Origin of the sequence: Novosphingobium percolationis (assembly GCF_020179425.1) — a bacterium.
GTDB lineage: Bacteria > Pseudomonadota > Alphaproteobacteria > Sphingomonadales > Sphingomonadaceae > Novosphingobium > Novosphingobium percolationis.
In genome coordinates this window covers 139,135-162,547 of the sequence record NZ_JAILYM010000007.1, presented here as the reverse complement: position 1 = coordinate 162,547, position 23,413 = coordinate 139,135, and the positions used below count along the sequence as shown (strand labels likewise).

Annotated in this window: 21 protein-coding genes; 13 read left to right on the top strand and 8 right to left on the bottom strand. The window is 66.4% G+C overall.

Annotated features, from left to right (window positions below; genetic code table 11):
* Positions 1-3: 3 nt before the first annotated feature.
* Complete coding sequence (locus tag K3A84_RS17385; protein ID WP_225010732.1) at positions 4-1,818, top strand: ABC transporter ATP-binding protein; 1,815 nt, start codon at positions 4-6, stop codon at positions 1,816-1,818.
* Positions 1,815-3,584 (top strand): glycosyltransferase, encoded by a 1,770-nt coding sequence (locus K3A84_RS17380; protein WP_225010730.1) that lies wholly within the window; start codon positions 1,815-1,817, stop codon positions 3,582-3,584. Before K3A84_RS17385 ends, K3A84_RS17380 begins: the two co-directional genes overlap by 4 nt.
* On the opposite strand, the gene K3A84_RS17375 is transcribed toward K3A84_RS17380, so the two are convergent.
* Positions 3,532-4,434, bottom strand: a complete 903-nt coding sequence (locus K3A84_RS17375) for a glycosyltransferase family 2 protein (protein WP_225010724.1) — start codon at positions 4,432-4,434, stop codon at positions 3,532-3,534. The genes K3A84_RS17380 and K3A84_RS17375 overlap by 53 nt on opposite strands.
* A 112-nt stretch (positions 4,435-4,546) precedes the next feature.
* Between K3A84_RS17375 and K3A84_RS17370 the strand changes: the two genes are divergently transcribed.
* The 9 genes from K3A84_RS17370 to K3A84_RS17330 all read left to right on the top strand — a co-directional run bounded on the left by K3A84_RS17370 (position 4,547) and on the right by K3A84_RS17330 (position 15,120).
* Entirely contained in the window at positions 4,547-5,554 is a 1,008-nt protein-coding gene (locus K3A84_RS17370) for a glycosyltransferase family 2 protein (protein WP_225010722.1), read from the top strand.
* 171 nt (positions 5,555-5,725) lie between these two features.
* On the top strand, positions 5,726-6,799 hold the full coding sequence (gene gmd / locus K3A84_RS17365) for a GDP-mannose 4,6-dehydratase (protein ID WP_225010721.1): 1,074 nt from the start codon (positions 5,726-5,728) through the stop codon (positions 6,797-6,799).
* A gap of 38 nt (positions 6,800-6,837) precedes the next feature.
* Complete coding sequence (locus K3A84_RS17360) at positions 6,838-8,121, top strand: oligosaccharide flippase family protein (RefSeq protein ID WP_225010817.1); 1,284 nt, start codon at positions 6,838-6,840, stop codon at positions 8,119-8,121.
* Between the two features lie 59 nt (positions 8,122-8,180).
* Positions 8,181-9,140 carry a GDP-L-fucose synthase gene (fcl, locus tag K3A84_RS17355; RefSeq protein ID WP_318248326.1) on the top strand — a complete coding sequence of 320 codons (960 nt, stop codon included), beginning with the start codon at positions 8,181-8,183 and terminating at the stop codon, positions 9,138-9,140.
* Positions 9,137-10,408 carry a WcaI family glycosyltransferase gene (locus K3A84_RS17350; protein ID WP_225010719.1) on the top strand — a complete coding sequence of 424 codons (1,272 nt, stop codon included), beginning with the start codon at positions 9,137-9,139 and terminating at the stop codon, positions 10,406-10,408. Before fcl ends, K3A84_RS17350 begins: the two co-directional genes overlap by 4 nt.
* Before the next feature lie 45 nt (positions 10,409-10,453).
* Positions 10,454-10,879 carry a hypothetical protein gene (locus tag K3A84_RS17345; protein ID WP_225010718.1) on the top strand — a complete coding sequence of 142 codons (426 nt, stop codon included), beginning with the start codon at positions 10,454-10,456 and terminating at the stop codon, positions 10,877-10,879.
* Positions 10,876-12,615, top strand: a complete 1,740-nt coding sequence (locus K3A84_RS17340) for a hypothetical protein (RefSeq protein WP_225010717.1) — start codon at positions 10,876-10,878, stop codon at positions 12,613-12,615. The genes K3A84_RS17345 and K3A84_RS17340 overlap by 4 nt, the downstream gene beginning before the upstream one ends.
* Before the next feature lie 152 nt (positions 12,616-12,767).
* Positions 12,768-13,976, top strand: coding sequence for a glycosyltransferase (locus K3A84_RS17335; RefSeq protein WP_225010715.1), 1,209 nt, complete (start codon positions 12,768-12,770; stop codon positions 13,974-13,976).
* A gap of 7 nt (positions 13,977-13,983) precedes the next feature.
* On the top strand, positions 13,984-15,120 hold the full coding sequence (locus tag K3A84_RS17330; protein ID WP_225010714.1) for a glycosyltransferase: 1,137 nt from the start codon (positions 13,984-13,986) through the stop codon (positions 15,118-15,120).
* 15 nt (positions 15,121-15,135) lie between these two features.
* On the opposite strand, the gene galU is transcribed toward K3A84_RS17330, so the two are convergent.
* The gene (galU, locus tag K3A84_RS17325; protein ID WP_225010713.1) at positions 15,136-16,023 is read right to left on the bottom strand and encodes a UTP--glucose-1-phosphate uridylyltransferase GalU; all 888 of its coding nucleotides are present in this window, start codon (positions 16,021-16,023) and stop codon (positions 15,136-15,138) included.
* Positions 16,024-16,159: 136 nt separating this feature from the next.
* On the opposite strand from galU, the gene murA reads away from it, so the two are divergent.
* Complete coding sequence (gene murA / locus K3A84_RS17320; protein ID WP_225010712.1) at positions 16,160-17,443, top strand: UDP-N-acetylglucosamine 1-carboxyvinyltransferase; 1,284 nt, start codon at positions 16,160-16,162, stop codon at positions 17,441-17,443.
* A gap of 16 nt (positions 17,444-17,459) precedes the next feature.
* Here murA and K3A84_RS17315 read toward each other — a convergent pair whose 3' ends face one another.
* Positions 17,460-17,708 (bottom strand): ribbon-helix-helix domain-containing protein, encoded by a 249-nt coding sequence (locus K3A84_RS17315; protein WP_225010710.1) that lies wholly within the window; start codon positions 17,706-17,708, stop codon positions 17,460-17,462.
* 47 nt (positions 17,709-17,755) lie between these two features.
* Positions 17,756-18,478 carry an acetoacetyl-CoA reductase gene (gene phbB, locus K3A84_RS17310; RefSeq protein ID WP_225010708.1) on the bottom strand — a complete coding sequence of 241 codons (723 nt, stop codon included), beginning with the start codon at positions 18,476-18,478 and terminating at the stop codon, positions 17,756-17,758.
* 139 nt (positions 18,479-18,617) lie between these two features.
* Between phbB and K3A84_RS17305 the strand changes: the two genes are divergently transcribed.
* Positions 18,618-19,313 (top strand): class I SAM-dependent methyltransferase, encoded by a 696-nt coding sequence (locus tag K3A84_RS17305; RefSeq protein WP_225010707.1) that lies wholly within the window; start codon positions 18,618-18,620, stop codon positions 19,311-19,313.
* Between the two features lie 82 nt (positions 19,314-19,395).
* Here K3A84_RS17305 and K3A84_RS17300 read toward each other — a convergent pair whose 3' ends face one another.
* The 4 genes from K3A84_RS17300 to K3A84_RS17285 all read right to left on the bottom strand — a co-directional run bounded on the left by K3A84_RS17300 (position 19,396) and on the right by K3A84_RS17285 (position 23,332).
* Positions 19,396-20,115, bottom strand: coding sequence for a hypothetical protein (locus K3A84_RS17300; RefSeq protein WP_225010706.1), 720 nt, complete (start codon positions 20,113-20,115; stop codon positions 19,396-19,398).
* A gap of 252 nt (positions 20,116-20,367) precedes the next feature.
* Complete coding sequence (locus K3A84_RS17295) at positions 20,368-21,411, bottom strand: hypothetical protein (RefSeq protein WP_225010704.1); 1,044 nt, start codon at positions 21,409-21,411, stop codon at positions 20,368-20,370.
* Positions 21,408-22,319, bottom strand: a complete 912-nt coding sequence (locus K3A84_RS17290) for an SGNH/GDSL hydrolase family protein (protein WP_225010702.1) — start codon at positions 22,317-22,319, stop codon at positions 21,408-21,410. Before K3A84_RS17290 ends, K3A84_RS17295 begins: the two co-directional genes overlap by 4 nt.
* Positions 22,316-23,332: a glycosyltransferase family protein gene (locus K3A84_RS17285; protein ID WP_225010701.1), complete on the bottom strand. Its 1,017-nt coding sequence runs from the start codon at positions 23,330-23,332 to the stop codon at positions 22,316-22,318. The genes K3A84_RS17290 and K3A84_RS17285 overlap by 4 nt, the downstream gene beginning before the upstream one ends.
* Positions 23,333-23,413: the final 81 nt, after the last annotated feature.

Here is a 23,413-nt window from a genome sequence, read left to right as displayed (position 1 = left end):
CTCTTGTCCGGACCCCTGCCTGATCCCACAGATGCCGACCAGGGCGATGGCGGCCGAGCGACCCCCGCCTCGTTGCTGACGTCGCCTGTGCTGGGGCCGATTCTGCGACCCTATTGGCGGTATGCGCCGCTGGTGGTCCTGCTTGGATTGCTCACCACCCTGCTCGAAAGCGTCGGTATTGGCGCGCTCGTTCCCCTGATCGGCCTGCTGATGGGCCGGAACATCGCCATCGAACTGCCGGGGCCGATGCTGGCGATGGAGCGACTGGTCGGAACGGTCGCGCCCCATGGGCAGGCCTATGTGCTGCTCGGGATCATCATGGCCTTGATCGCGGGGAAGGCCATGGCGCACGTCGCCAACAACGCGCTGGTGGGACGGGTCCATGCCGCCGCCTGCCGCGACGTGATGGACGCGATGGCGCGCAAGACGCTGGATCTGGAGTTCTCGCTGCTGCTCCGGGGCCTTGGCGCGCGCATCTTTCCCCTGTTCGGACAGGCGAGCTGGTGGTCGTTCGAAGCGATCCGCGCGCTGTTCCTGATCCTGCAGGCGAGCGCCAGCGTGGTGGTCTTCGCGGCGATCCTGGTCTGGCTCGACTGGCGTCTTTCGCTGATAGCGGTGCTGGGCGTCACGGCGGTCTCGCTGGTGATGTCCCGGATCGAGGCCGCCCAGCGGCAACGCAGCCTTGCGGCCAGCGAGCGGGACAAGGCCCTGCTGATCAAGGCCCGCGAAATCACCGACGGGGCGCGTGTCATCCGCCTGTTCGGTCAGGCCAAGGCCGAAGAGCAGCGGTTCAGCGCCGTCTCACGCGAAAGCTTTCGCGACTATCGCGTGCTCAACGTGCTGGGCGGGGTGGTGCGGCCGCTGTTCGACTTTCTGGTCGCCTGCATGTTCGTGTCGCTGTTGCTGGCGGCCTTCATGCTGGCCGTGCCGATCGAGCAGGTGACCGCATTCCTGCTGCTGATCCTGCGTGCCCAGCCGCAGGCGGCGCAGATTACCCAGGCGCGCGCCGCGCTGGCCGCCTATGCGGGGTCGGTGGGCGAAGTGGAATGGCTGCTGCGCCTGCCATCGCCGCCCCCGCCCGCACCCGATGCGCTGGCCGTGCCCGCCATCGACCGCACGATCACGTTCGACCGCGTCGACTATGCCTATCCCGATGGCAGCGTGGCGCTGGCCGGCGCATCGTTCGCGATCCAGCCGGGCACAGTGACCGCGCTGGTAGGCAAGTCTGGCGCGGGCAAATCGACCGTAATCAACCTGCTGACGGGACTTGTGGCGCCCGCGTCAGGCGCGGTGCGCTTCGGCGATGCGCCGCTGTCGTGCCTCGACATGGCACAATGGCGCCAGCGGATTGCGGTGGCCGGGCAGGACGTTGGCCTGTTCGATGGCAGCGTGGCTGACAACATCGCCTATGGCTGCCCCGACGCTAGCGCTGCACAGATCGGCGAGGCGGCCCGCGCAGCAGGGGTCGAGCAGTTCCTTGCCGCCTTGCCGCACGGCCTCGCTACGCGGGTCGGCGAAGGGGGGGGCAACCTCTCTGGCGGCCAGCGCCAGCGCGTCGCGCTCGCCCGGGCGCTGCTGCGCCGGCCCGACCTGCTGATTCTCGACGAAGCGACCAACGCGGTCGACGCCGTGACCGAGAACGAGGTCATGGCGCTGCTCGACGATCGGCGCTGGTTCCGCACCGCGCTGGTCATCAGCCACAGGCAGAGCACGCTGTCCGCCTGTTCCGCGGCGATCGTGCTGCAGGATGGCCGTGTCGTCGAAGCCGGCCCCTTGCAGCAGACGGCCTATCACGCGGTCATGGGAGGGGCGCCGTGACGCGCGATCCGGGCCTGCCATCGTTCTCGATCATCATCCCCACCTACCAGCGGCGCGACATGGTTTGCGAAGCCGTAGGGGCGCTGTGCCGGCTGGACTATGCGGGCGCGATTGAACTGGTCGTGGTGGTCGATGGATCGACCGATGATACCGCCGCCGCGCTGCGCCGGATCGAAACGCCGTTTCCCTGCACGATCATCGAGCAACCCAACGGCGGGCTGGCGCAAGCCCGGAATGCCGGGGCCGCGCGCGCTTCGGGCGAGATCCTGTTCTTCCTCGACGACGACATGATCTGCCGCCCCGATATCGTTGCCGAGCACGCGCGCAGCTATGCCGAGGGCGCGGACGCGGTGGTGGGCGAGATTCCACTCGAAGCCAGTTCGCCGCGCGGGTTCCTGACCGAAGGCATCGCGCTTTGGGCGGAGCGGTCGGCCAAGGCGGCGCGGGCCCTCGACAAGCTGACCCCGTTCAACGTCTTCGGTGGGCAGATCTCGATCCGGCGGAGCGTGTTCGACGCCATCGGCGGGTTCGATCCCGACTACACGGCGGGCGGCAAGTACGGCAAGGAAGACGCCGACATCGCGGTCAAGCTGCTCGCGCGCTACGATGTGCGGCACAACTCCCGCGCGGTCAGCATGCACCGCTACATCGTCGAGCCGCGCGAGTACCTGCGGCGCGGTTATGAACTGGGGCGGGCCGACGTGCGCTTTGCGCAGCGGCATCTGGGCCATGCGCGGGAAATCTTTGAGATCAGCCTCGCTTCGCACCCCGCCACGCGCTGGATATTTCGCCCGCTGGCCAGGGTGCCGGGCCTGCATCGGCTGCTGGCGACCGTGGCGGCGAGCATGGCCGAACTGGTGCTGCGCAGCCCCTGGCGTTCGAGCCGAACTTTCGGGCGGCTGTTTTTCGCGTGCCGGATGGTCGGCTATTGGGCCGGCGTCGCCGCCAGCGGCGGCGTGCCGGACCGCCAGAGCGCACTGGTGCTGTGCTACCACGCCATCGCCGATCATGCCGAGGATCCGGTGCTGAGCTGCTTCAGCGTGCCGCGCGCGCGTTTCGAGGCGCATCTCGCTTCGCTGGTACGGCGCGGTTTCGTGTTCATCAGCGCCGACGATCTGCTGGCCGCGCGCGAAGGCCGCATCGGTCTGCCCCGGCGCGCGGTGCTGCTGACCTTCGACGACTGCTATGCCGACCTGCTCGACGTGGCGTGCGAGATCCTGCGCCCGCGCGGCATTCCGGCGCTGGCCTTCGCGGTGACCGGCATGGCTTCTTACACCAACGAGTGGGACCAGCCGCACGGCGCGCACCGCCATCGCCTGCTGGATTGGGCGCAGTTGCGCGAACTGGCGGCGCTGGGCGTCGAACTGGGGTGCCATTCGCGCAGTCATCGTTCGATGCCGCTGCTCGATCCGGCGGCGCTGGAGGCAGAGACGCGCGGCGCTGCGGACGATTTCGAAAGGCATGGCCTGCCGCGCCCGCGTACGTTCTGCTATCCCTTCGGGCAGCACGATGCGCGCGTGCGCGACGCTGTCGCGGCAGCCGGCTATCGCGCGGCCTTCGGCCTGAAGGATTGCCGCGTCGAGGCACACAGCCCGCTGTTCGACCTGCCGCGAATCGAGATCAACGCCACCGACGGGCCTTGGCGCTTTGCCTTCAAGACGCAAATGCCGCGCCTTGCCACGTTCCTGCGGGTAGCAGCCTGGCGCGACCGGATCAGGCGCGAGTTGTGCGCCCTCTGGCCCGCCAGTGGCGGACACGCCACCTGAGCTTCCACAGCAGCGGATGCCGCAGCCAGCGCAATTCCGTCCGAACGGTACGCGCCAGCCCGGGCGTGGCGAGTGCGGGGTGGCGCACAAGGTGCCCGGCCAGCCATTCGAAATACTGGCGGCGGCGCGGCAGGTACTGGCGCGCGGCGCGGACATGGGCAGTGCAACTGTCACCCCGAACGCGATAGAGCAGCCAGTGGCGATCCGAAAAGCACGTGGGATAGGCCAGCATCAGCTTGGTGAAGAGCACCTGGTCCTCGTACATGTCGCGAAAGGCATCTTCGGGCCCGCCGACCGCCATCACCGCATCGCGGCGCAGCAGGACTTCGCTCGGGCTGGGCGCGCCATCATCGCCCACGGGATAGAGCCGCGGGACCGGGACGCCCGGCGGCGCGACCGGCGCGATCGCGCCACCGGTGCGGATCACCTCGTCCTCGCCGCCGTCCCAACTGCTCCAGTAAGTGACAACGCCGCAGGCCATCGCCGCGTCGGGGTGCGCATCGAGCAGGGCCACCTGTTCGCCCAGCTTGCCGGGCAGCCAGACGTCGTCGGCGTCGAGGAACGCGACATATTGTCCGCGCGCCACCGAGAGGCCCAGCGAGCGCGAGGCGCTGATGCCCAGATTGGCCCGGCCGGGGTGCGAGAGCATGGTCGCGCGGCCGGGCAGGCAGGCGGCGTGGGCTTTGGCGATGCTTGCACTCGAATCAGTCGATCCGTCGTCGACGAGGATCAGTTCGAAATCCGTGAAATCCTGCGCGAGAACGCTGGCGAGCGATTCGGCAATGAAGCTTTCGGCGTTGAGGAAAGGGCAGATCACCGAGACGCGAGGGGACACAGCGGCCTTTTGCATCGACGGGTTTCCCTCAATCACCTATCTTCGCCCCTGCAACATGGCGGGGGCAGGCTCGATCTGCTTCTATCGTCGCGACCGGCCGCTGCAACCATGACGAGACAGATTCCCCATGCCAATGCAGAGTGAAGCCGGGCCGATCGAGGCGGGGTGGTGCGGCGGCGCGACCTTGCCCTTCATTTCGATCATCATTCCCACGTACCAGCGGCGCGACGTCGTCTGTGACGCGCTGCGCGCGATCGACAGGATTGCCTACGGCGGCCCGTTCGAGACGATCGTCGTGGTTGATGGATCGACCGACGGCACCGAAGCGGCGATTGCCGGGCTGGCGCTGCGCCACCCCCCACGCGTGCTGGTTCATGCGAACAAGGGGCCTGCCTATACCCGAAATCGTGGCGCCGGGGCGGCGCAGGGAGAGATCCTGCTGTTCCTCGACGATGACATGATGTGCCGCGAGGACATCCTCGACGCCCATGTCGCTGCGCACCGTACGGGGGCGGACGCGGTCATGGGCGACATTCCACTCGATCCGACCTCGCCGCGCGGGTTCCTTAGCGCGGGCGTGGGGGCGTGGGCCGAACAGCGGCGATTGCGGCTGGCGTCCGGCGGAGCGCTTGATACGGCTGATCTGCTGGGGGGGCACATTTCCGTGCGCCGCGAAGTGTTTACCGCGATTGGTGGGTTCGACGGACGCTTCACCCGGGACGGAACCTACGGCAACGAGGATCTCGATTTCGGGGTTCGCCTGCTCGAACGGCACACGGTGGTCTTCTGTGCGCAGGCCGTCGCCTTCCAGCGCTACGTCGTGACGCCCGCACAGAACTTGCGCCAGTATTTCGAGGCGGGTGAGGCGGACGTGCTGTTCGCGCGCAAGCATCCCGGGCTGGCGGCGGATGTTTTTGCGCCGCACCGGCCCGATCGGTTGCGGGTGCGGTGGCTGATCCGTCCTCTGGCGCGGATACCCGGCGCCCCGTGGGTTTTGGCGCGCCTTGCCTGCCTTGCTGCAGCGCGGCAGCGGACGAGCCCGCGTATGGACCGGTTCGTCGAAAGGGTTTTCAGCCAGACGCGCGAGGTCTTATACTGGGCAGGGGTCAACCGCGCCCGGAAAATGCTGCACTGATATTGCAGTTGCATGTAGTTGGCGTGCGGGTGCGAATTGGCAGGGCTGTCGTCAGATCTAACGCGCTTGATGCGTGATTTACCATTCATTTTGGATGTTTTTGCTTGCGCCGCCGCAAATGGACGGTAGATCATTTCGCATCTGCACAATTCTCAGATTCAAGGCGGAACCATGACGGACGGCGTCGGCAAAGTTGCATTGATCACGGGTGTCACCGGGCAGGACGGCGCCTATCTTTCGCGCCTGCTTCTGGAAAAGGGCTATGTCGTTCACGGCCTGAAGCGGCGCTCGTCGTCGTTCAATACCGGCCGCATCGAGGACATCTACCAGGACCCGCACGTGGAGCATCAGCGCTTCCACCTGCACTATGGCGATCTGACGGACTCCACGAACCTGATCCGGATCGTCCAGCAGGTTCAGCCCGACGAGATCTACAACCTTGCGGCGCAGAGCCATGTGCAGGTCTCGTTCGAAACGCCCGAGTACACGGCCAACGCCGATGCGATCGGCACGCTGCGCCTGCTCGAGGCGATCCGCATCCTCGGCCTCGAACAGAAGACCAAGTTCTACCAGGCTTCGACCTCGGAACTTTACGGTCTCGTCCAGGAAGTGCCGCAGCGCGAAACGACGCCGTTCTATCCACGTTCGCCCTATGGCGTGGCCAAGCTCTATGGCTACTGGATCGTGGTCAACTACCGCGAGGCCTATGGCATCCACGCCAGCAACGGCATCCTGTTCAACCACGAAAGCCCGCTGCGCGGCGAAACCTTCGTGACGCGCAAGATCACCCGCGCCGCGGCCGCGATTTCGCTGGGGCGGCAGGAAAAGATCTATCTCGGCAACCTCGATGCCAAGCGTGACTGGGGCCATGCCCGCGAATACGTGCGCGGCATGTGGCTGATGCTGCAGCAGGAAACGCCCGACGACTACGTTCTGGCGACTGGCGAGACGACCGAAGTGCGCGAATTCGTGCGCTGGGCCTTCGAGGAGGTGGGCATCACCGTCGAGTTCAAGGGCTCGGGCGTCGATGAAAAGGGCTACTGCGCCAAGACCGGCAAGTGCCTTGTCGAGATCGACCCGCGCTATTTCCGCCCGACCGAAGTCGAACTTCTGATCGGCGACCCGACCAAGGCCAGGGAAAAGCTCGGCTGGACGCACGAGATGACGGCGCGCGAACTCGCCAGCGACATGGTCCGCGCCGACCTCGAAGTGATGAAGAACGCGCCGATCGCGAAGGACGCCTGAGGCGCGGGCGGTGATTCTGCGGGCTGGGCGATGACGTGATGCTCAATATTCGGCGCAACGTCATCTTCAGTCTGCTCGAGGTCTGCTCTGCGACCCTACTGACCTTCTTCAGCTACCGCATGGTGGTGGTCGAAGGTGGTATCGCGCAGCTTGGGGTGTGGTCGACGCTGATGGCTTGGCTGGGTATCGCCCGGCTCGGCGATTTCGGTCTCGGCGGTGCGGCGACTCGCTTCGTCGCGCCGCTCGACGCGCGCACCGATACGCACCGCATCCACGGCTACATCGATACTGCGATCATCAGCAACGTCCTGCTGATCACGGTGTTGTCGCTCGCGGCGGGGCTTGCGGTCTCGCACTGGCTCACGTTCGTCGTCGGGCCCGATCACGTCGCGGTGGCACGGCCCGCCTTGCCATGGATGGTCGGCGCGATCGTCTGCACCAATCTGGCGATGGTGGTCACCAGTTCGCTGTTTGCGCTCCATCGCGGGTTCGTCCGTTCGATGATCATGGTGGCGGGCAACCTGATCCAGCTGAGTCTGGTGTTCGTGCTGGTCCCGCGTCACGGACTGACCGGCTTCGCCATTGCTCAGATCGTTCAGTTCCTGTTCTGCTCGCTCGCGGCCTGGATCGCGGTATGCCACGCGCTCGGCGCGCCCCGCCTGCCCATCGCCTTTCGCATGAGCGCCCTGCGCGATCTGGTCGGGATCAGCGTGAAGCTGCAGGCAGCAAACATCCTCAACTCTTCGTTCGAACCCCTGTCGAAGATGCTGGTCAGCCACTTTGGCGGGATGCACGTGCAGGGGCTATATGAAGCCGCGTTCCGGGGCGTGACGACCGCGCGTAATCTGTTTTCGAACACCTCGACCACGCTGGTGCCTGCGATGGCTCGCCTAATCGGGACGGATCTGCCCGAAGCGCAGCGTTTGTACCGCGTGACCTTGCGGAACATGTGGCGCGGGGTGCCGATCGTGTTCATCGGGCTCGTGGTCGGGTCTCCGGTGATCTCCCTGCTGTGGTTCGGTTCCTTTCAGGCGCCGTTCTGTGTCTTTGTGGCGCTGCTGTGCTTCGGTCACGGAACGGCTGCGATCTGTGCGCCCGCCTACAATCTGGGTCAGGCGACGGGCATGATGCGCGGCGTGATCGTTTCAACCGGGATCGGTCTTGCCACGCTGGCGTTGGCCGGAACGGTGGTGGGGCTGTTCGGACCGCCGATGCTGATCGTGCTTGTGGTGTCGGCTACGCTGGTGGGCCAGAACCTGCTCGTGCGGCGCATGAACGAGCCGATTCTGGGCCTGCATCATCACGCGCCGCAGGCCGCGTGACGCGCTGACTTTGGATTGAAACCGAGGCTCCGTGCGAGCCGCAGTACCGGGAAGTGACCATGGCTGACGTACCCCACGATCTGAGCGGAAAGCGCGTCTACGTCGCCGGCCATCGCGGCATGGTCGGCTCGGCGATCGTGCGGCGCCTTGCTTCGGAAAACTGCGAGATCCTGACGTCGGACCGTGCGACCGACCTGCGCGAACAGGGCGCGGTGCGTGATTGGTTCGAGGCGAACCGGCCCGACGTGGTGGTTCTCGCCGCCGCCAAGGTCGGGGGCATCCTCGCCAACGACACCTACCCGGCGCAGTTCCTCTACGACAACCTGATGATCGAGGCGAACGTGATCGAGGCGGCGCGTCTGGCGGGCGTCGAGCGGCTGCTGTTTCTGGGCTCCTCGTGCATCTATCCCAAGTTCGCGCCCCAGCCGATCACCGAGGACGCGCTGCTGACCGGGCCGCTGGAACCGACCAACGAATGGTACGCGATCGCCAAGATCGCCGGGATCAAGCTGTGCCAGGCCTATCGCCGCGAGTACGGGCTCGACTACATCAGCGCGATGCCGACCAACCTCTATGGTCCGGGCGACAACTTCGACCTGGCGGGTAGCCACGTTTTGCCCGCGCTGATCCGCAAGGCGCACGAGGCGAAGCTGGCGGGCAAGGACGCGATCGAGATCTGGGGGACGGGCACGCCGCGCCGCGAATTCCTGCACGTCGATGACCTGGCTGACGCCTGCGTCTACCTGCTCAAGACCTATTCGGGCGAGAGCCACGTCAATGTCGGCAGCGGCACCGATATCGCCATCGGCGATCTGGCCGAACTGGTGTGCAAGGTCGTGGGCTTCGAAGGCGGCGTCACCAAGGATGCGACCAAGCCCGATGGCACGCCGCGCAAGCTGATGGACAGCGGCCTGCTGGCGAGCATGGGCTGGAGCGCCTCGATCGGTCTCGAAGAAGGCGTCGCGGGCGCGTACCAGTGGTTCCTCGAAGGGCTGGAACAGGGCACGATCCGCGCATGACCAGCTCTGTGCCGGTCCTGCTCATCGGGGTGAACTATGCACCCGAGCCGGTGGGCATCGGTCCTTACACGACAGGTCTGGCCGAGGCGCTGGTCGAAGCCGGGCGACCTGTCACCGTGATCGCGGGGCAGCCCTATTACCCGCAATGGCGGGCCTACGACGGCTATGGCGGTGGCTGGCGGCGCAGCATCGAGCGGGGCGTCGGCGTGGTGCGGTGCCCCCACTACATCCCGCGTAACCCCGGCGGGCTGAAGCGCATCGTCCATCTGGCGAGTTATGCGCTGACGGCGCTTCCGGCCGCGCTGGCGGCGGCGTGGCGAGCGCGGCCCGGCGTGGTCGTGGTGATCGCGCCCGCGCTGCTGTCGGTGCCCGTGGGCTGGGTGGTCGCGCGCCTGTTCGGGGCGAAGCTCTGGGTCCATGTGCAGGACTTCGAAGTCGATGCCGCGATGGCGACAGGCCTGGTCGATGCGCGCGGGTTCGTGCCCAAGCTGGCGCTGTGGGTGGAGCGGGTGATCCTGCGCGCCGCCGATCGCGTTTCCACGATCAGCCCGCAGATGTGCGCGCGGCTGGTGGAGAAAGGCGTCGCTCCTGAGCGCGTGATCGAGGCGCGCAACTGGGCGAACCTCGCCTTCGCGCGGCTCGATGCGACCGGCAACGACTATCGCCGCGACTGGAACCTGGGTGACCGGAAAGTGGCGCTCTATTCGGGTAACATCGCCAACAAGCAGGGCATTGAGATCATCATCGAAGCCGCGCGGCTGCTGGCCGACCGGCGGGATCTGGTTTTCGTGATCTGCGGTGAAGGGCCCAACCGTGCGCGGCTGGCGCAATTGGCCGAAGGGCTATGCAACGTGCAGTTGCACGATCTGCAGCCTGCCGAAAAGGTCGCGGATCTGCTGGCGCTGGCTGCGGTCCACCTCTTGCCGCAGATCCCCGATGCGGCGGACCTTGTCCTGCCGAGCAAGCTTGCCAACATGCTCGGCTCCGGCCGTCCGGTGGTGGCGACGGCGGCAGCGGGGACGGGACTGGCGGTGGAAGTCGAAGGTGCCGGCCTGGTGACGCCGCCCGGTGATGCTGTGGCTTTCGCCGACGCGGTCGCACATCTGCTCGATCATCCGGAGCAAGCGCAGGCGTTTGGCGAGGAAGCGCGCGTTCGCGCAAGAACACGGTGGGGCAAGGATGCACTGCTCCAGCGCTTTGTCGATGCCATCGGCGCCATCGCGCGTCGCCAGAGCGGGCCAAACGACACTGAGCTTTCCTACAAATAACCATATAGGTTATCTAGCGCACCTTTCCAGCAGAAAGGTGTTCTCATGCCTCCCACCCCCATTGCGTCCCCCGCGGGCTATGCCACCGCCAATGCCATGGCTTATGCCGATGGCGACGGAAACGTTGCGATCGTCTCGGGCCAGCAGCCGCTACCCGTGCAGAAGAAGTTTGCGGCGACCGCGCCGCTCGCAGGGTTGACAAGCGTAACCGGCGTGTTCGGGCCGTTTGCCCCGGCGCTTGATCGATCCGTCATGCTCACGCTGTCGGGAACCTGGGCGGGGACGGTCAAGGTCGTGCGCTCGATCGACGGCGGGGCGACGCGCCTGCCGCTGACGGTCGCGGGCAGCGTCTGGGCGCAGTTCACCGGCAACGCGTGCGAACCTGTCTGGGACGAATCCGAATCGGCCGCCACGCTCTATCTCGATGTCACGCTGACGTCGGGCACGCTTGTCTACCGGCTGGCCCAATGAGCATGGACGCGATCGCGCGGGGCCTCGCGAACAAGGCCCAGACCGCCATTGCCAACGGCAACCTTCCCTATGCATTGTCGACCGGGTTCTCCACGGGAACGGTCGGACGCAAGCTTCAGGAGACGCCGAGCGCGCGCGACTTCGGCGCGAAGGGGGATGGCAAGCTCCTCAGCAACGGCGCGATGACGGCAGGCAGCGCCACGCTGACGGTGAGCCTTTCCGGCTTCTCTGGTTTCACCGCCGCGGATGTCGGCAAGGCCATCACCGTTCCGGGCGCCGGAACGGCGGGTGCCGCGTTGGTCAGCACGATCGCCACCGTGGTGTCGAGCAACAGCGTGACGCTGGCGGCGAGCGCGGTGACGACGGTGACCGGCCAGCAGGTGACCTTCGGCACGAACGACACGGCGGCGTTGCAGGCCTTGCTCGACTACGTCACCGTCAACCGCCGCCAGGCGTTCCTGCCCGATGGCATCTACTGCGTCACGAGCACGCTGAATGTACAGGCACGCCCCGGCTGGGGCCTTTCGGGTAACGGACCGGAATGTTCGATCATCGTGCAGATGGCCGACAACGTGCCGTTGCTCGACCTTGGCGGCGTTGCTGCGTCGCTGCTGCACACCTACCTGCTTGAAGATTTCAAGCTGTCCTATGCCGCGCTCCAGCCTTCGGCGAACACCAATGCCTCGTGCATGGTCTTTTCGACGATGGCCTTCTGGGGATCGCTCCGCCGCATCTATTTCGAACGCGGGTTCGACGGCATCAAGGTACGTTCGGGCATCGGTGGGCCGTGGGGCCAGAACTGGGACGACTTCCGCTTCATGCAGACCTTGTCCGGCTCCGCGATGGACTGGACCGGGGCCACCAACGGCGTACCCAACAACCGCTGGGGCCGCATGGTCGTTGAGATGAACAACATGGCCAAGCCCGCCTTCAACCAGGTGCGCGGGTACAACTGGTCGATCGAATCGATCGAGATGCTGGGTTCGGTGGGGCCGAACTCGGGCGGTGGCACGGGTCAGCAGCTGTTCAACCTGCAATCCGGGTCGACGGTCGACATCAACTGCCTGAAGCTCGAAACGTTGAACTACACAGGCACCCATGCCTTCACCAGCAGCGCCCTGATCTATGCGCCCAGCGGTGCGGTGCGCATCCGCCAACTGTTCTTCGGCGGCACGCAGAGCGTGTTCAACACCACCAATGCACTGACGATCTTTGGTGGCGCGGTTCGCGATTTCCAGGTGGAGTACTTCTACACCACGCTGTCGCAGGCACCGGTCAACGTCACCGTCAGCGGGGCAAGCTCAGGGCGCGTGGTCATCGGCAATCTGGATGATGCCAACGGCGTGGGCGTGATCCCTATGACCAACATCGGCAGCAGTGTGGGCGCAAACATGGTGACGTATGCCCGCAATGCGGTGCGCCGGCTGTCCGACGACATCGGCAATGCCGATTATACGCTGGCGACCAATGGCGGACCGACCGTGATCGTCGCGCAAACCGCCCTGACGCTGCCGCGCTCGGTCGAGATCATGGCCGACACAAACTACCTGTTCAACGGCTACACGGTGACCGTGCTGTCGCGCGGGGCGGTCAACGGCACCAACACGCTGACGATCAAGGCAGGCGGCATCACCAAGGCGACGATCAGCAGCGACAACTACGCCGTCGAGCTGACCTGGCGGCGCAATCCGACCGCGCACAGCGGCTGGGTCATCACGCGACAGGGCGCGGCCTGAACGCAGGTGCAGTGCGAGTGTCGGCAGGGGGGGCGTGGCAATGGCTGCGCCCCCTTTTTCTGGCCGCCAATTTTGCTGCATTGCCTTCATACTATTCAAAATGGAGCTTTTCTGGTTGCAACGCAGCAAGGAATTGCCTTTAACCTCAAGCCATGACGAACCCTGGGCGCCAACCGACGATCGGCCTGATCTGGACCCAGTTTTCGGCGTATCACGTTGATCGCCTGGAAGCGGTGGGCCGTCGTCTGGCTGGCCGCGCGCGCGTTCTGTCGGTCGAGGTCGCGTCGAAGTCCGCCACTTATGCTTGGGATCCTTCGGGCGATGTTGCGGGGACCGAAAAGAAGCGCCTTTTTCCCGGTGAATCGCACGAGGCGATCCCGATCTGGCGGCGGTTCCGTACCGAATTGAAGGTGCTGCGCCAGTGCGACGTCATCTTCGTCGGCGTCCCCTACAGCGAGCCGGACATTATCGCGCTGTCCTACATCCTGCGCATGCTGGGTAAGCGCGTGGTGATGATGACCGCGTCGAAGTTCGACGATTTCCAGCGCCAGGCCTCGCGCGAATACTTCAAGCGACTGCTGCTGACACCCTATTCCGCGGCGATCGTCGGCGGGCGGCGGCAGTTCGAATACGTGCGCTTCCTCGGCTTTTCCAATCGTACTGTCCTGCCCGGCTATAACACCGTCAGCATGGAGCGGGTGCGCCAGCAGGCGCAGGATGGAGGGTCGGAACCTGCGTTCGACGAGCGCAGCTTCGTCTTCGTCGGCCGCTTCGTGGAAAAAAAGAACATCGAGCGGATGTTCGAGGCCTATGCCCGCTACGTCCATGCTGCACCGCAGCGCGCCAAGCGCCTGAACATGATCGGTGATGGCCCCTTGCGGGCCGCGATCGACGCGCAGTGCGCGCGGCTCGGCATTATGCACATGGTCGATTTTCCCGGCTTCCTGCCTGCCGCCAAGGTCTCGGCCCAGCTCGCCCGTTCGCTGGCGCTGGTGCTGGTGAGCGAGGAGGAGCAGTGGGGCCTTGTGATCAACGAGGCGCTGGCCGTGGGCCTGCCCATCCTTGCCAGCGCCGAAGTCGGCGCGCGCGAGGCGCTGGTGCGCAATCTCGAGAACGGTATCGTCGTCGAAGCCGGCGCGATCGAGGGCATGGCGCGCGGATTTGCCCGGATCGGCGACGACGAGGGTGAGTGGCGAGCAATGTCGGAGGCTTCCACCGCGCGCGGCTGGCATGCCGATACCGAGCGTTTTGCCGATGCGGTCGAACTGATGGTGTTCCCCGGCGCCGAGCCGGCTGCCACGGACAATGCCCGCTTTGCGGCGGAAATCCTGATCGATCCTTCGCGGGTCGCCTGCGTATGAGGTCCGCATGAAGGGGCCGCTTTCCGGCCTGCGCATCGGCCTGCTGACGCCGTGGGCTTCGCGCGCAGGCGGCGGCGTCTTCGAAGTGGTGGCGCTGCAGGCCGGGATGATCCGCGCCGCCGGGGGTGAGTCGCTCGTCTTCGCGCTGGATCGTGGGCACGCGGACGAAGACACTGCCCGCTTTGCGCGCGGCAGCCTGCGGCTGTGCCGGCAGGTCGGGCCATCGTTCCTCGGCTATGCGCCCGACATGGTCGATGTGCTGGTTGGGGCCGACCTCGACTTGCTCCATCTCCACGGCATCTGGATGTACCCTTCGGCGGCCGGCGCGGCCTGGGCGCGGCGCACGGGACGGCCCTACATCGTCTCGCCCCACGGGATGCTCGATCCGTGGATCACGGGTCGCGGGCGCTGGAAGAAGGCGCTGGCGCGGGCGGGCTACGAGCGCCGCAGCTGGCAGGCCAGTGCTTGCTTCCATGCGCTGACCCAGCGCGAGGCCGAGGATATCCGGCGCGAATCGGGCCGGGCCGACACCATCGTCATCCCCAATGCAGGCCCTCTGGCCACCATCCGGTCGAGCGGCTTTCCGCCCCCGCAGGTGGTCTATATCGGGCGCATCCACCCCAAGAAGAACCTGCTGCCGCTGGTTGCAGCGTGGAAGGCGGCGGCTCGTCCTGCCGAGGCCCGGCTGGTGATCGCGGGGTGGGGCGCCGAAGCCGACGTTGCCGCGCTCACCGCCGCGATCGGCGATGATCTGTCGATCGACTATATCGGGCCGATCTTCGGAGAGGCCAAGGACGCGCTGATCGCGGGCGCGCGCTATGTCGTGCTGCCATCGCTCAGCGAGGGCCTGCCCATGGCCATCCTCGAAGCCTGGGCGGCTGGGGTGCCGACGATCATGACCGACGAATGCAACCTGCCTGAAGGGTTGGAAGCGAACGCCGCGGTGCCCTGCGGCTTCGATGCCGCTGCGATCGCGGCCGCGCTCGACATGGCGCTGGCGATGCCCCCGCAGGACTGGGCGATCATGGCGGCGAACGCGCGCCAGCTCTACGAAGAGCGCTTCAGCGCGGCGCATGTCGCCAGCGCATGGGTGGGGACTTACGCCCGCCTTGCCGCTGCGAACGCCAGGTTCGCCGGGGCCTGAGCCCCGGCGCAAGCCTTATTCCGCCAGCAGCCTGCGCATGATCGCGCGCACGTCGTCGGCCATGTCCGGGCGTTCGAGCGCCAGCGCGATCGTTGCCTCGACAAAGCCGGTCTTGCTGCCGCAATCGAAGCGGCGGCCTGCAAACTTGACCGCGTGGAACGGCTGGTGGCCGATCATCTGGGCCATCGCGTCGGTCAGCTGGATCTCGCCGCCCGCGCCCTTCTCCTGCCCTTCGAGCGTGCGCATCACGTCGGGCTGCAGGATGTAGCGGCCCGAGATGATCAGGTTCGAGGGCGCATCCTCGCGCTTCGGCTTCTCGACCAGCCCGGTGACTTCGGTCAGCGTGTCCGAAATCCTGGCGCCCGGCGCGATCACGCCATAGCTCGACACTTCCTCTTCCGGCACTTCCAGCACCGAGATCAGGTTGCCGCCGACTTCGTTGTAGGCATCGACCATCTGCTTCATGCAGCCGGGGCTGCCGACCATCATTTCGTCGGGCAGGAAGATCGCGAAAGGTTCGTCGCCCACTACCGCGCGCGCGCACCACACCGCGTGGCCAAGGCCCATCGGCACCTGTTGGCGCACGGTGACGAGGTTGCCCGGCTGGATGCGCGTCGGCTCCAGCACTTCCAATGCCTTGCCGCGCCCGCTCATCGTCGCTTCGAGTTCGTAGGCCGTGTCGAAATGTTCGACGATCGCGGTCTTGCCGCGCCCGGTCACGAAGATCAGCTGTTCGATGCCCGCCTCGCGCGCCTCGTCCACGGCGTATTGGATCAGCGGACGATCGATGATCGGCAGCATTTCCTTGGGGATTGCCTTGGTCGCGGGGAGAAATCGCGTGCCAAGGCCGGCAACGGGAAACACGGCCTTGCGGATGGGCTTGCGGATGCTGGCGCTGGTCATGCCTCGTCTATTTCCCATTTATGTTGCAGTGCAGTTATGCAGCGCACAATTCGCAACGCAAGCGCCGTTTGTCGTGGCGGTGGAACAAGCAGCCGACGCCTTTGCACGCGTCGGCCAAACTCGCTAAAGCCTGCCGATGGACAAGATCATCATTCGTGGCGGCAAGCGGCTTTCCGGTACCGTCCCCGTTTCCGGCGCCAAGAACGCGGCGTTGACCCTGCTGCCCTGCGCGCTGCTGACAGACGAGCCGGTGACGCTGCGCAACCTGCCGCGGCTGGCCGATATCGACGGCTTCCAGCACCTGATGAACCAGTTCGGCATCTCGACATCCATCGCGGGCGCCCGGCCAGAGGATTTCGGCAGGGTGATGACCTTGCAGGCGACGCGCCTCACCTCGACGGTCGCGCCCTATGACCTCGTGCGCAAGATGCGCGCCTCGATCCTCGTGCTGGGGCCGTTGCTCGCGCGCGCGGGCGAGGCGACCGTGTCGTTGCCCGGCGGCTGCGCCATCGGCAACCGCCCGATCGACCTGCACCTGAAGGCGCTCGAGGCGTTCGGCGCGAAGATCGAGCTGGCGGCGGGTTATGTCCGCGCCATTGCCCCTGATGGCGGCCTGCCCGGCGGGCGCTACAGCTTTCCCGTGGTCTCGGTCGGTGCGACCGAGAACGCGCTGATGGCCGCCGTTCTGGCACGCGGCACCAGCGTGCTGCACAACGCCGCGCGCGAACCCGAAATCGTCGACCTGTGCAACCTGCTCGTCGCAATGGGCGCGCAGATCGAAGGTATCGGCACGTCCGACCTCACTATCCACGGCGTCGATCGCCTGCACGGTGCGACCTACATGGTCATGCCCGATCGCATCGAGGCCGGTTCCTATGCCTGCGCCGCCGCGATCACCGGGGGCGAAGTAACGCTCGCGGGCGCGCGCGCCAGCGAAATGGAAGCCACGATCCAGGCGCTGCGCGACGCTGGCGTCCATGTCGAAGAGACGAAGAACGGCGTCCATGTCGCTGCCGATGGGCCGCTGCGCCCCGTCACGCTCTCGACCGCGCCCTATCCCGGCTTTGCTACAGACATGCAGGCCCAGCTCATGGCGATGCTTTGCCTTGCGCAAGGGTCCAGCGTGCTGACCGAAACGATCTTCGAAAACCGCTACATGCACGTTCCCGAACTGAACCGGATGGGGGCGCGGATCGAGACCAAGGGCCGCACTGCGATCGTCCATGGCGTCGACAAGCTGCACGGGGCCGAAGTGATGGCGACGGACCTGCGTGCATCGATGAGCCTCGTCATCGCAGGCCTTGCCGCAGAGGGCGAAACCCAGGTCCACCGCCTCTACCACCTCGATCGCGGTTACGAGCGGTTGGAAGAAAAGTTCGCCCTGCTCGGCGCGGACGTGGAGCGCGTCGGCGGGGATTGATCTAGGCCGCGGCCACTCAGTCGGCCCCGTCGTTTCGCAGTACCCGCGCCGCCAGCCAGAGCCGGATCGCGCCCGCCAGCCCAGGCGGCGTTTCGGCCTGTATGCGCTCGACGTCGATGCGCGCGACAAGCGCGTTGATTGGCACGCCTTCATCCTCGGCCGCCTGCCGCAGCAGGTCCCAGAACAGCGGTTCGAGACTGATCGAGGTCTTGTGCCCGGCGATCTCAACCGAACGTTTGACCGGCGGGTGGTAGGGCGTGGGCATGTTCGTCGGGACGTGGGGACCTGCCCGGTGGCAGGCCCCCGAACGCCTCAATACATGTGCTGGCCGCCGTTGATGCTCATGGTCGAGCCGGTGACGAAGCCACCGTCTTCCGAGGTCAGGAAGGCGACGCCCCGCGCGATCTCGCTGGCCTGGCCGAGACGGCCGCAGGGGATCTTGGCGATGATTTTTTCCAGCACCGGGGCGGGCACGGCGGCAACCATGTCGGTGTCGATGTAGCCCGGTGCGATGGCGTTGACGGTGACGCCGAACTTGGCGCCTTCCTGCGCCAGCGCCTTGGTGAAGCCGTGGATGCCAGACTTGGCCGCGGCATAGTTCACCTGCCCGTACTGGCCAGCCTGCCCGTTGATCGAGCCGATGTTGACGATGCGGCCCCAGCCGCGCTCGCGCATGCCGGGGAAGGTTGCCTTGGCCATGTTGAAGCAGCCGCCCAGGTTGATGCGCATGACTTCGTTCCAGTCGTCGAAGCTCATCTTGTGCAGCACGCCGTCGCGGGTGATGCCGGCGTTGTTGACGACGATGTCGATCGGGCCGACTTCGGCGGCGACGCGGGCGCAGCCTTCCAGCGTGGCTTCATGGTCGCCGACGTCCCACTTGTAGGCCTTGATTCCGGTCGCCTCGGTAAAGGCGCGGGCCTTTTCTTCGTTGCCGCCGAAATTGGCCACCACCGTGCGGCCTTTTTCCTTGAGTGCAAGGCATATCGCCTCACCAATACCGCGTGTACCGCCCGTAACGATTGCAACTCGCGTCATCTCATCAACTCCCGCCTTTGCCCTCTCGCGGCTAGGGTAGAAGCATGACGGTGATGCGACAAGCGCGGTGGTGGCGCGCGTTGACGGCTGGATGGGGTCCGCATAGGAATTAATGCGAAATGGCCGTGCGGGGATGACGATGCAGCATGAACTCGGCCAACTTGCCGCCCGGCGGATCGACGGGCTGCCCGTGTTCTGCGGTGCTGCGGCGCCAGGGTTGATCGAAGTTGCCGAATGGCACGTCTGGAGCCTGATTCCCTCGACCCCCGACCAGTTGCGGATCGAGGCCTGGCTGGAAGGCTTTGCGCTCAACGGCGCTTCGATCCTGCATGTTGGTGCGGGCAACTCGCTGTTTGCCAAGCGGTTTTGCGGGCATGGCGCATGCGTTACCGGCACCACCGTGGCGCCCGAGGAAGTGGCACATGGCGAAAGCCTGGCCATCCCCGGCTACCGGGTACTGTTGCACAACAAGTATTCCGGGGCCGATGGGCGCGACTGGCCGCGCTTTGATTTCATCGTCGACAACAATCCGTCGAGCTTCGGCTGCTGCCTCGATCACTACATGGCGATGCTGCGCTTCTATGCCGATGTGCTGGCACCCGGCGGGCAGGTGCTGGTCGACAGGGTGGGCCTTGGCTGGTCGTTGAGCAATGCGCAGTCGGATGCGCGCTGGGGGTTTGCGTTCGAGGATCTGGCGGCGACGGCAGAACTGGTGGGCCTTCGCGCTTTCGCGGTTTCGCCGACGATCATCGCTCTGGCGCGGGAAAATCCAAAAAAACCGAGCTATATCAGGCAATTGATGCGAAAAATCGTGCGGCGACTGAAAGGGGGCTGAACGGCACCTAAAGGGGGGAGAGGCCTACCCAAGGCGCGTGGAAGCGGGCCTGATAGCCACCAATCAGCCGTTCAAACGGGAATCAGAAGCGGAACTGGGTTCCGACGTAGACGGCCTGGTTATCCTGCTTGCCGTCGGTGAGCGGACGCAGGCGGTCGCGCTCGGACGAATAGCGGATGCCGGCCGTGACGTTGAAGTTTCGCGTCAGGCGATAGCTGCCGCCCAGATCGAGCTGGTAGTCGCCCTGATTTTCCAGCGTGCGCGGGGCGCGGCCGGTGCGTTCCTTCTCGTCGATCTGGATGCGCGGGGCCAGGCGACCGGGGTTGACCGGCGTGGTCGACCCGGCGGGCGTGAAGCTGCGCAGATCGGGCACGTTCAGGCGCTCGATCTCCCGCGGGAGCACCGCGTTGCCCGCGGCGAAGCTCTGATAGCCGCGTGCGGCGCCCAGATTGTAGACCGTGGGGGCGATGCGGACGGCGGCGAAGCCGGGCGTGGTTGCGGAAGCGGGCAGCGCGCCGCGCACCGAAATCGCGCGGGCTTCATCGCCATCGATGCGAATCGCCACAGTTACGGCGCGGTCGGGCCGCGTTTCGGATCCGGCGGGCGTGAAGCGGAACAGCTTGCCGTGGGTCGACAGGCCGAGCTGTGCGGCAAGGCGCGGATCGACCGAGGCCGGTGTGAACGAGCCGAGGCCGCCACGCGCCGCGAGGCTGACCGGCTTAGGCTCGAAGTGCCCTGCAAGTGCGTTGCCGACAGTGGGGACGACGAAGATACCAAGCGCGGCGAAGGCAGTTGCGAGCAAGGGCGCACGCAGAAACTGACGGCTGATGCCGCGTTTCGCTCCCCTGTTCCCCTGCCCAGCCATTGCTTAGAACCTGACCCTTGTGTGCCCGATCCCCCTGACGACTCGCAGAAACTGCTGCTGCCGGAGAATCTCGTAGCTCAGACATAGGCAACAAGTCGGCGTAATTCCAGCGGTGAAGCATGCGGATGTGGCACACATCGATTCTTCCCGTCGCCTGTTGCGCAAACCCCACAGCGGCGCAAGGCGTGTTCAGGCGCGGCGCTGCTCGGCTCGGCGCATCCGCGCGCTGGCGGTCATGCCGGGCAGCAGGCGGCGACCGATGGCGCGGACCAGCTTCTTCATCCGGAAAAGGGCGGCGAGCGCGGCCGAATTTTCCTCGGCGATGCGGCCGCTGATCAGCGCGACGCGTGCGGGCGCCGTGCCGCGAGCGAGGATCGAGGCGGCCGCGATCGTGGCGAAGTGGGCGTTGTCCTGCCCGACCACGCCGCCGCATCGGGCCAGCAGGTGGATGTTCTTGAAGGCGACCAGCGTTTCCTGCTCGACCAGGTCGGGACGCTCCATCAGCATCTTGTGGTTGGCGTTGTTGAAGCGCTGCTCCTCGGTGTCGAAGATCAGTTCGACGCCCGGCGGGCACACTATCTCCTGCGGGGCGGCGGGGCTGTCGCTGGCGAGGAACAGCTTGGCAAACGGCCAGACGGCGTGGATCTCGGCAATGCGGGCGTTGATGACCGAGGCGGGCACGAAGGCCGTTTCCACCGCCTTGTCGCCCCGGCGGAAGTGGACGCCCAGCGTGTCGGCATCGACGCCGAGCCGCGCGCGCTGCGCTTCGCACCAGGCGGCTACATCGGGCAGGATCTTGAGCCAGTTGAAGGCGAGCCCTTCTGCCAGGGTGCGGCTGGTGACGGCCATGCCGAGCCGCGCCGACATCTTGTCGAGCAGCGCCTTCTTTGCCGCCGCATCGAACGGCGGCATCAGGCGCGGGTCGTGGACGACGATGCGCGCGCTCTGGTCTTCGGTGATCGCGACGACGGGTGCGTCGTCCAGCCCGGTCAGGTCCACCGGATCGTTGAGTTCCGCGAACGTCTGGCCATAGGGCGGATCGGCGGGCGAGAGGAACACCGCCTTGCGCCCCAGCGCGAGCGCCATGGCGAGCGTCATGATGCGCCCGGAAAGCTGGCCGCCAAGGCCGCAAGCGACGGGGCGGAACACCAGCAGGCGGTCGACCGGGCCGAACTGGAGCGCCTGCAATTTCTGCTCGAAGCGCTCGGTCAGGGTGAGGGAAGCGTCCATCATGGTTCCTCGCGCTTACGCGGATTGAAGGGGGGCAGGTTGGGGATGATGGCATCGGCGATCAGCCGTGCGCCCCGTGCATTGGGGTGGATGTCGTCGATGTAGCAATCGCGGTCCCAGCCGGGCAACGCGGCGGGCGAAACGTAAGCACTGCCGGGGCGGACGGCGGCCAGTTCGCGAAAGAATGGCTCGCCCGCGATGTCGCCGTCCATGATGCTTTCGTCGCGCCGGGCATGGCCGACGATCACGATCGGCCCGGCGATGCGCGGCGCGATTCCGGCAAAGCGGGCGAGGGCCTCGCCGCGCATTTCCGGGCGGTGCGGGCCCGGCGTCAGGAAGTGCGAACGGAACGGCCACCAGCGCGGCCGGGCGCGGTAGATGTGGCGACGCGCCAGCCACAGGGCGAGCCAGAGCGGACGGCGCGTGGGGAACGACAGCTCGCTTTCGCCCCGGCCCACGGTGTCGAAATCGCCGGTGTTGACGACCCAGACCAGCGCGGCGGCCTGTTCCCAGCCGGGCAGCGTGGTGAGGGCCCCGAGTTCGTTGGAGAGTGCCCAGCCGTGACAAGCGACCGCGCTGACCGCCCAGCCGCTGTCGCGCGCGACGATGGCCGCCAGCGTATCGTCCTGATCAAGATGGATGCCGCCTTCGACCACGCTGTCGCCCAGCAGCACGATCCGCCCGGCAAGGCTGGCGGCGCTGTCGTCGGTGCGAATGCCGAAGCGGTCGAACCGCCAGCGGGCGCGGCGGCGGAAGCGGCCCTGCTGATCCGACGCCATGCGGTAGGTGGATGCCGGGTCGCGCGCGTAGAGCGGGAAGCCGCCCAAGCCCATCACGCGCAGCGCGATATCGAGCGCCAGCGCGCCAGCAATACCAAGGCTTGCGACCGCGAGGAGCGCTGGCGCGATCATGCGAGGCCGAGGTAGCCGCGCAGGCGTTCGATGCTCTGCGCGCCCCACGCGCGGGCGCGCGCAGCGGCAAAGGCGGGGTCCTGCGGGGGCGGGATCGCGGCGGGATCGAAGCTGGCGGGATCGCCATCATAGGCGACGTGCGCGAGCCCTTCGACGATGCAGGTGCGTTCGAGCAGCGAGCCCTTGCGCACGATCACCGGCAGGCCGAGCTGGATGGCGCGGCCGAACACGCCCGAGGCCTGATCGTAATCGGGCGCGTAGCAGCTCCAGATCGCGCTGGCGGAGGCATAGAGGTCGAGCAGTTCCTCGTGGCTGATGTAGCGCACGCGCGACAGGCCGCCGACCGCTTCGAAGGCACGCAGGTCCTCGCCCACTTCGTGTTCGGTGACCTTGCCGCCGAAGGCGAAGAGCCAGCGTTCGCGCAGGTCGGCGCGCTGCGCGAAAAGCTGCGCGAACATCGCGAAGCCCTTGTCGATGTCCTGCCGACCGACGGCGCTGACGACCTTGCGCCCGGCGGCAGCTTGACGGATTTCCTCGGCTAGTGGCCCGGCCGGGCGATCCTTGTCGACCGCTTCGGGGTAGTTCAGGTCCCAGTACTGCGGATCGTGAATCCAGCCATTGGCAAAGCGCGCGAAGGCGGGCTCCAGCTCGAACGGCAGGATCGTCAGCGTGGCGACGCCGGGCAGGGGCTTTACCAGTTGCAGCAGGAAGCGCTTCAAGCGCAGTCGGAACAGCTTGCCTTCGACCAGCGGTAGCGGTCGGAAGAGGATCCCCGCGGTGCGGCGTCCCATCAGCGTGCGCACCACGCAGAGCGCGACGTAGGACCAGACCGAAGCCTCGATCGCGCCGTCCAGCACCGGCTGGCGCGCCCACAGCGCGCGCCATAGCGAGTTGGTGCGCGCACTGCCGATCAGGCGGGCCATCAGCGCGTAGTATTCGGCGCGGTGACCCTCATTGCCCGGATAGTTGTCGTAGATGATGACCGCGGGCGCGGTAGCCGCGCTCTCTGTCATGCAGCGGCTTTTCGCAGGTGCGGCGGAGCCGGCGATAGATCAGACACGAACGGTTCCTCCGGCCAACAGGTCCACGGGTTT

Coding starts and splice junctions, on each gene's coding strand:
- murA (WP_225010712.1), top strand. CDS start 16,160: ATGGACAAGATCATCATTCGTGGCGGCAAGCGGCTTTCCGGTACCGTC.
- K3A84_RS17370 (WP_225010722.1), top strand. CDS start 4,547: ATGCCAATGCAGAGTGAAGCCGGGCCGATCGAGGCGGGGTGGTGCGGC.
- K3A84_RS17295 (WP_225010704.1), bottom strand. CDS start 21,411: ATGATGGACGCTTCCCTCACCCTGACCGAGCGCTTCGAGCAGAAATTG.
- K3A84_RS17285 (WP_225010701.1), bottom strand. CDS start 23,332: ATGACAGAGAGCGCGGCTACCGCGCCCGCGGTCATCATCTACGACAAC.
- K3A84_RS17315 (WP_225010710.1), bottom strand. CDS start 17,708: ATGCCCACGCCCTACCACCCGCCGGTCAAACGTTCGGTTGAGATCGCC.
- fcl (WP_318248326.1), top strand. CDS start 8,181: ATGGCTGACGTACCCCACGATCTGAGCGGAAAGCGCGTCTACGTCGCC.
- K3A84_RS17340 (WP_225010717.1), top strand. CDS start 10,876: ATGAGCATGGACGCGATCGCGCGGGGCCTCGCGAACAAGGCCCAGACC.
- phbB (WP_225010708.1), bottom strand. CDS start 18,478: ATGACGCGAGTTGCAATCGTTACGGGCGGTACACGCGGTATTGGTGAG.
- K3A84_RS17335 (WP_225010715.1), top strand. CDS start 12,768: ATGACGAACCCTGGGCGCCAACCGACGATCGGCCTGATCTGGACCCAG.
- K3A84_RS17350 (WP_225010719.1), top strand. CDS start 9,137: ATGACCAGCTCTGTGCCGGTCCTGCTCATCGGGGTGAACTATGCACCC.
- K3A84_RS17305 (WP_225010707.1), top strand. CDS start 18,618: ATGCAGCATGAACTCGGCCAACTTGCCGCCCGGCGGATCGACGGGCTG.
- galU (WP_225010713.1), bottom strand. CDS start 16,023: ATGACCAGCGCCAGCATCCGCAAGCCCATCCGCAAGGCCGTGTTTCCC.
- K3A84_RS17290 (WP_225010702.1), bottom strand. CDS start 22,319: ATGATCGCGCCAGCGCTCCTCGCGGTCGCAAGCCTTGGTATTGCTGGC.
- K3A84_RS17360 (WP_225010817.1), top strand. CDS start 6,838: ATGCTCAATATTCGGCGCAACGTCATCTTCAGTCTGCTCGAGGTCTGC.
- K3A84_RS17345 (WP_225010718.1), top strand. CDS start 10,454: ATGCCTCCCACCCCCATTGCGTCCCCCGCGGGCTATGCCACCGCCAAT.
- gmd (WP_225010721.1), top strand. CDS start 5,726: ATGACGGACGGCGTCGGCAAAGTTGCATTGATCACGGGTGTCACCGGG.
- K3A84_RS17375 (WP_225010724.1), bottom strand. CDS start 4,434: ATGCAAAAGGCCGCTGTGTCCCCTCGCGTCTCGGTGATCTGCCCTTTC.
- K3A84_RS17330 (WP_225010714.1), top strand. CDS start 13,984: ATGAAGGGGCCGCTTTCCGGCCTGCGCATCGGCCTGCTGACGCCGTGG.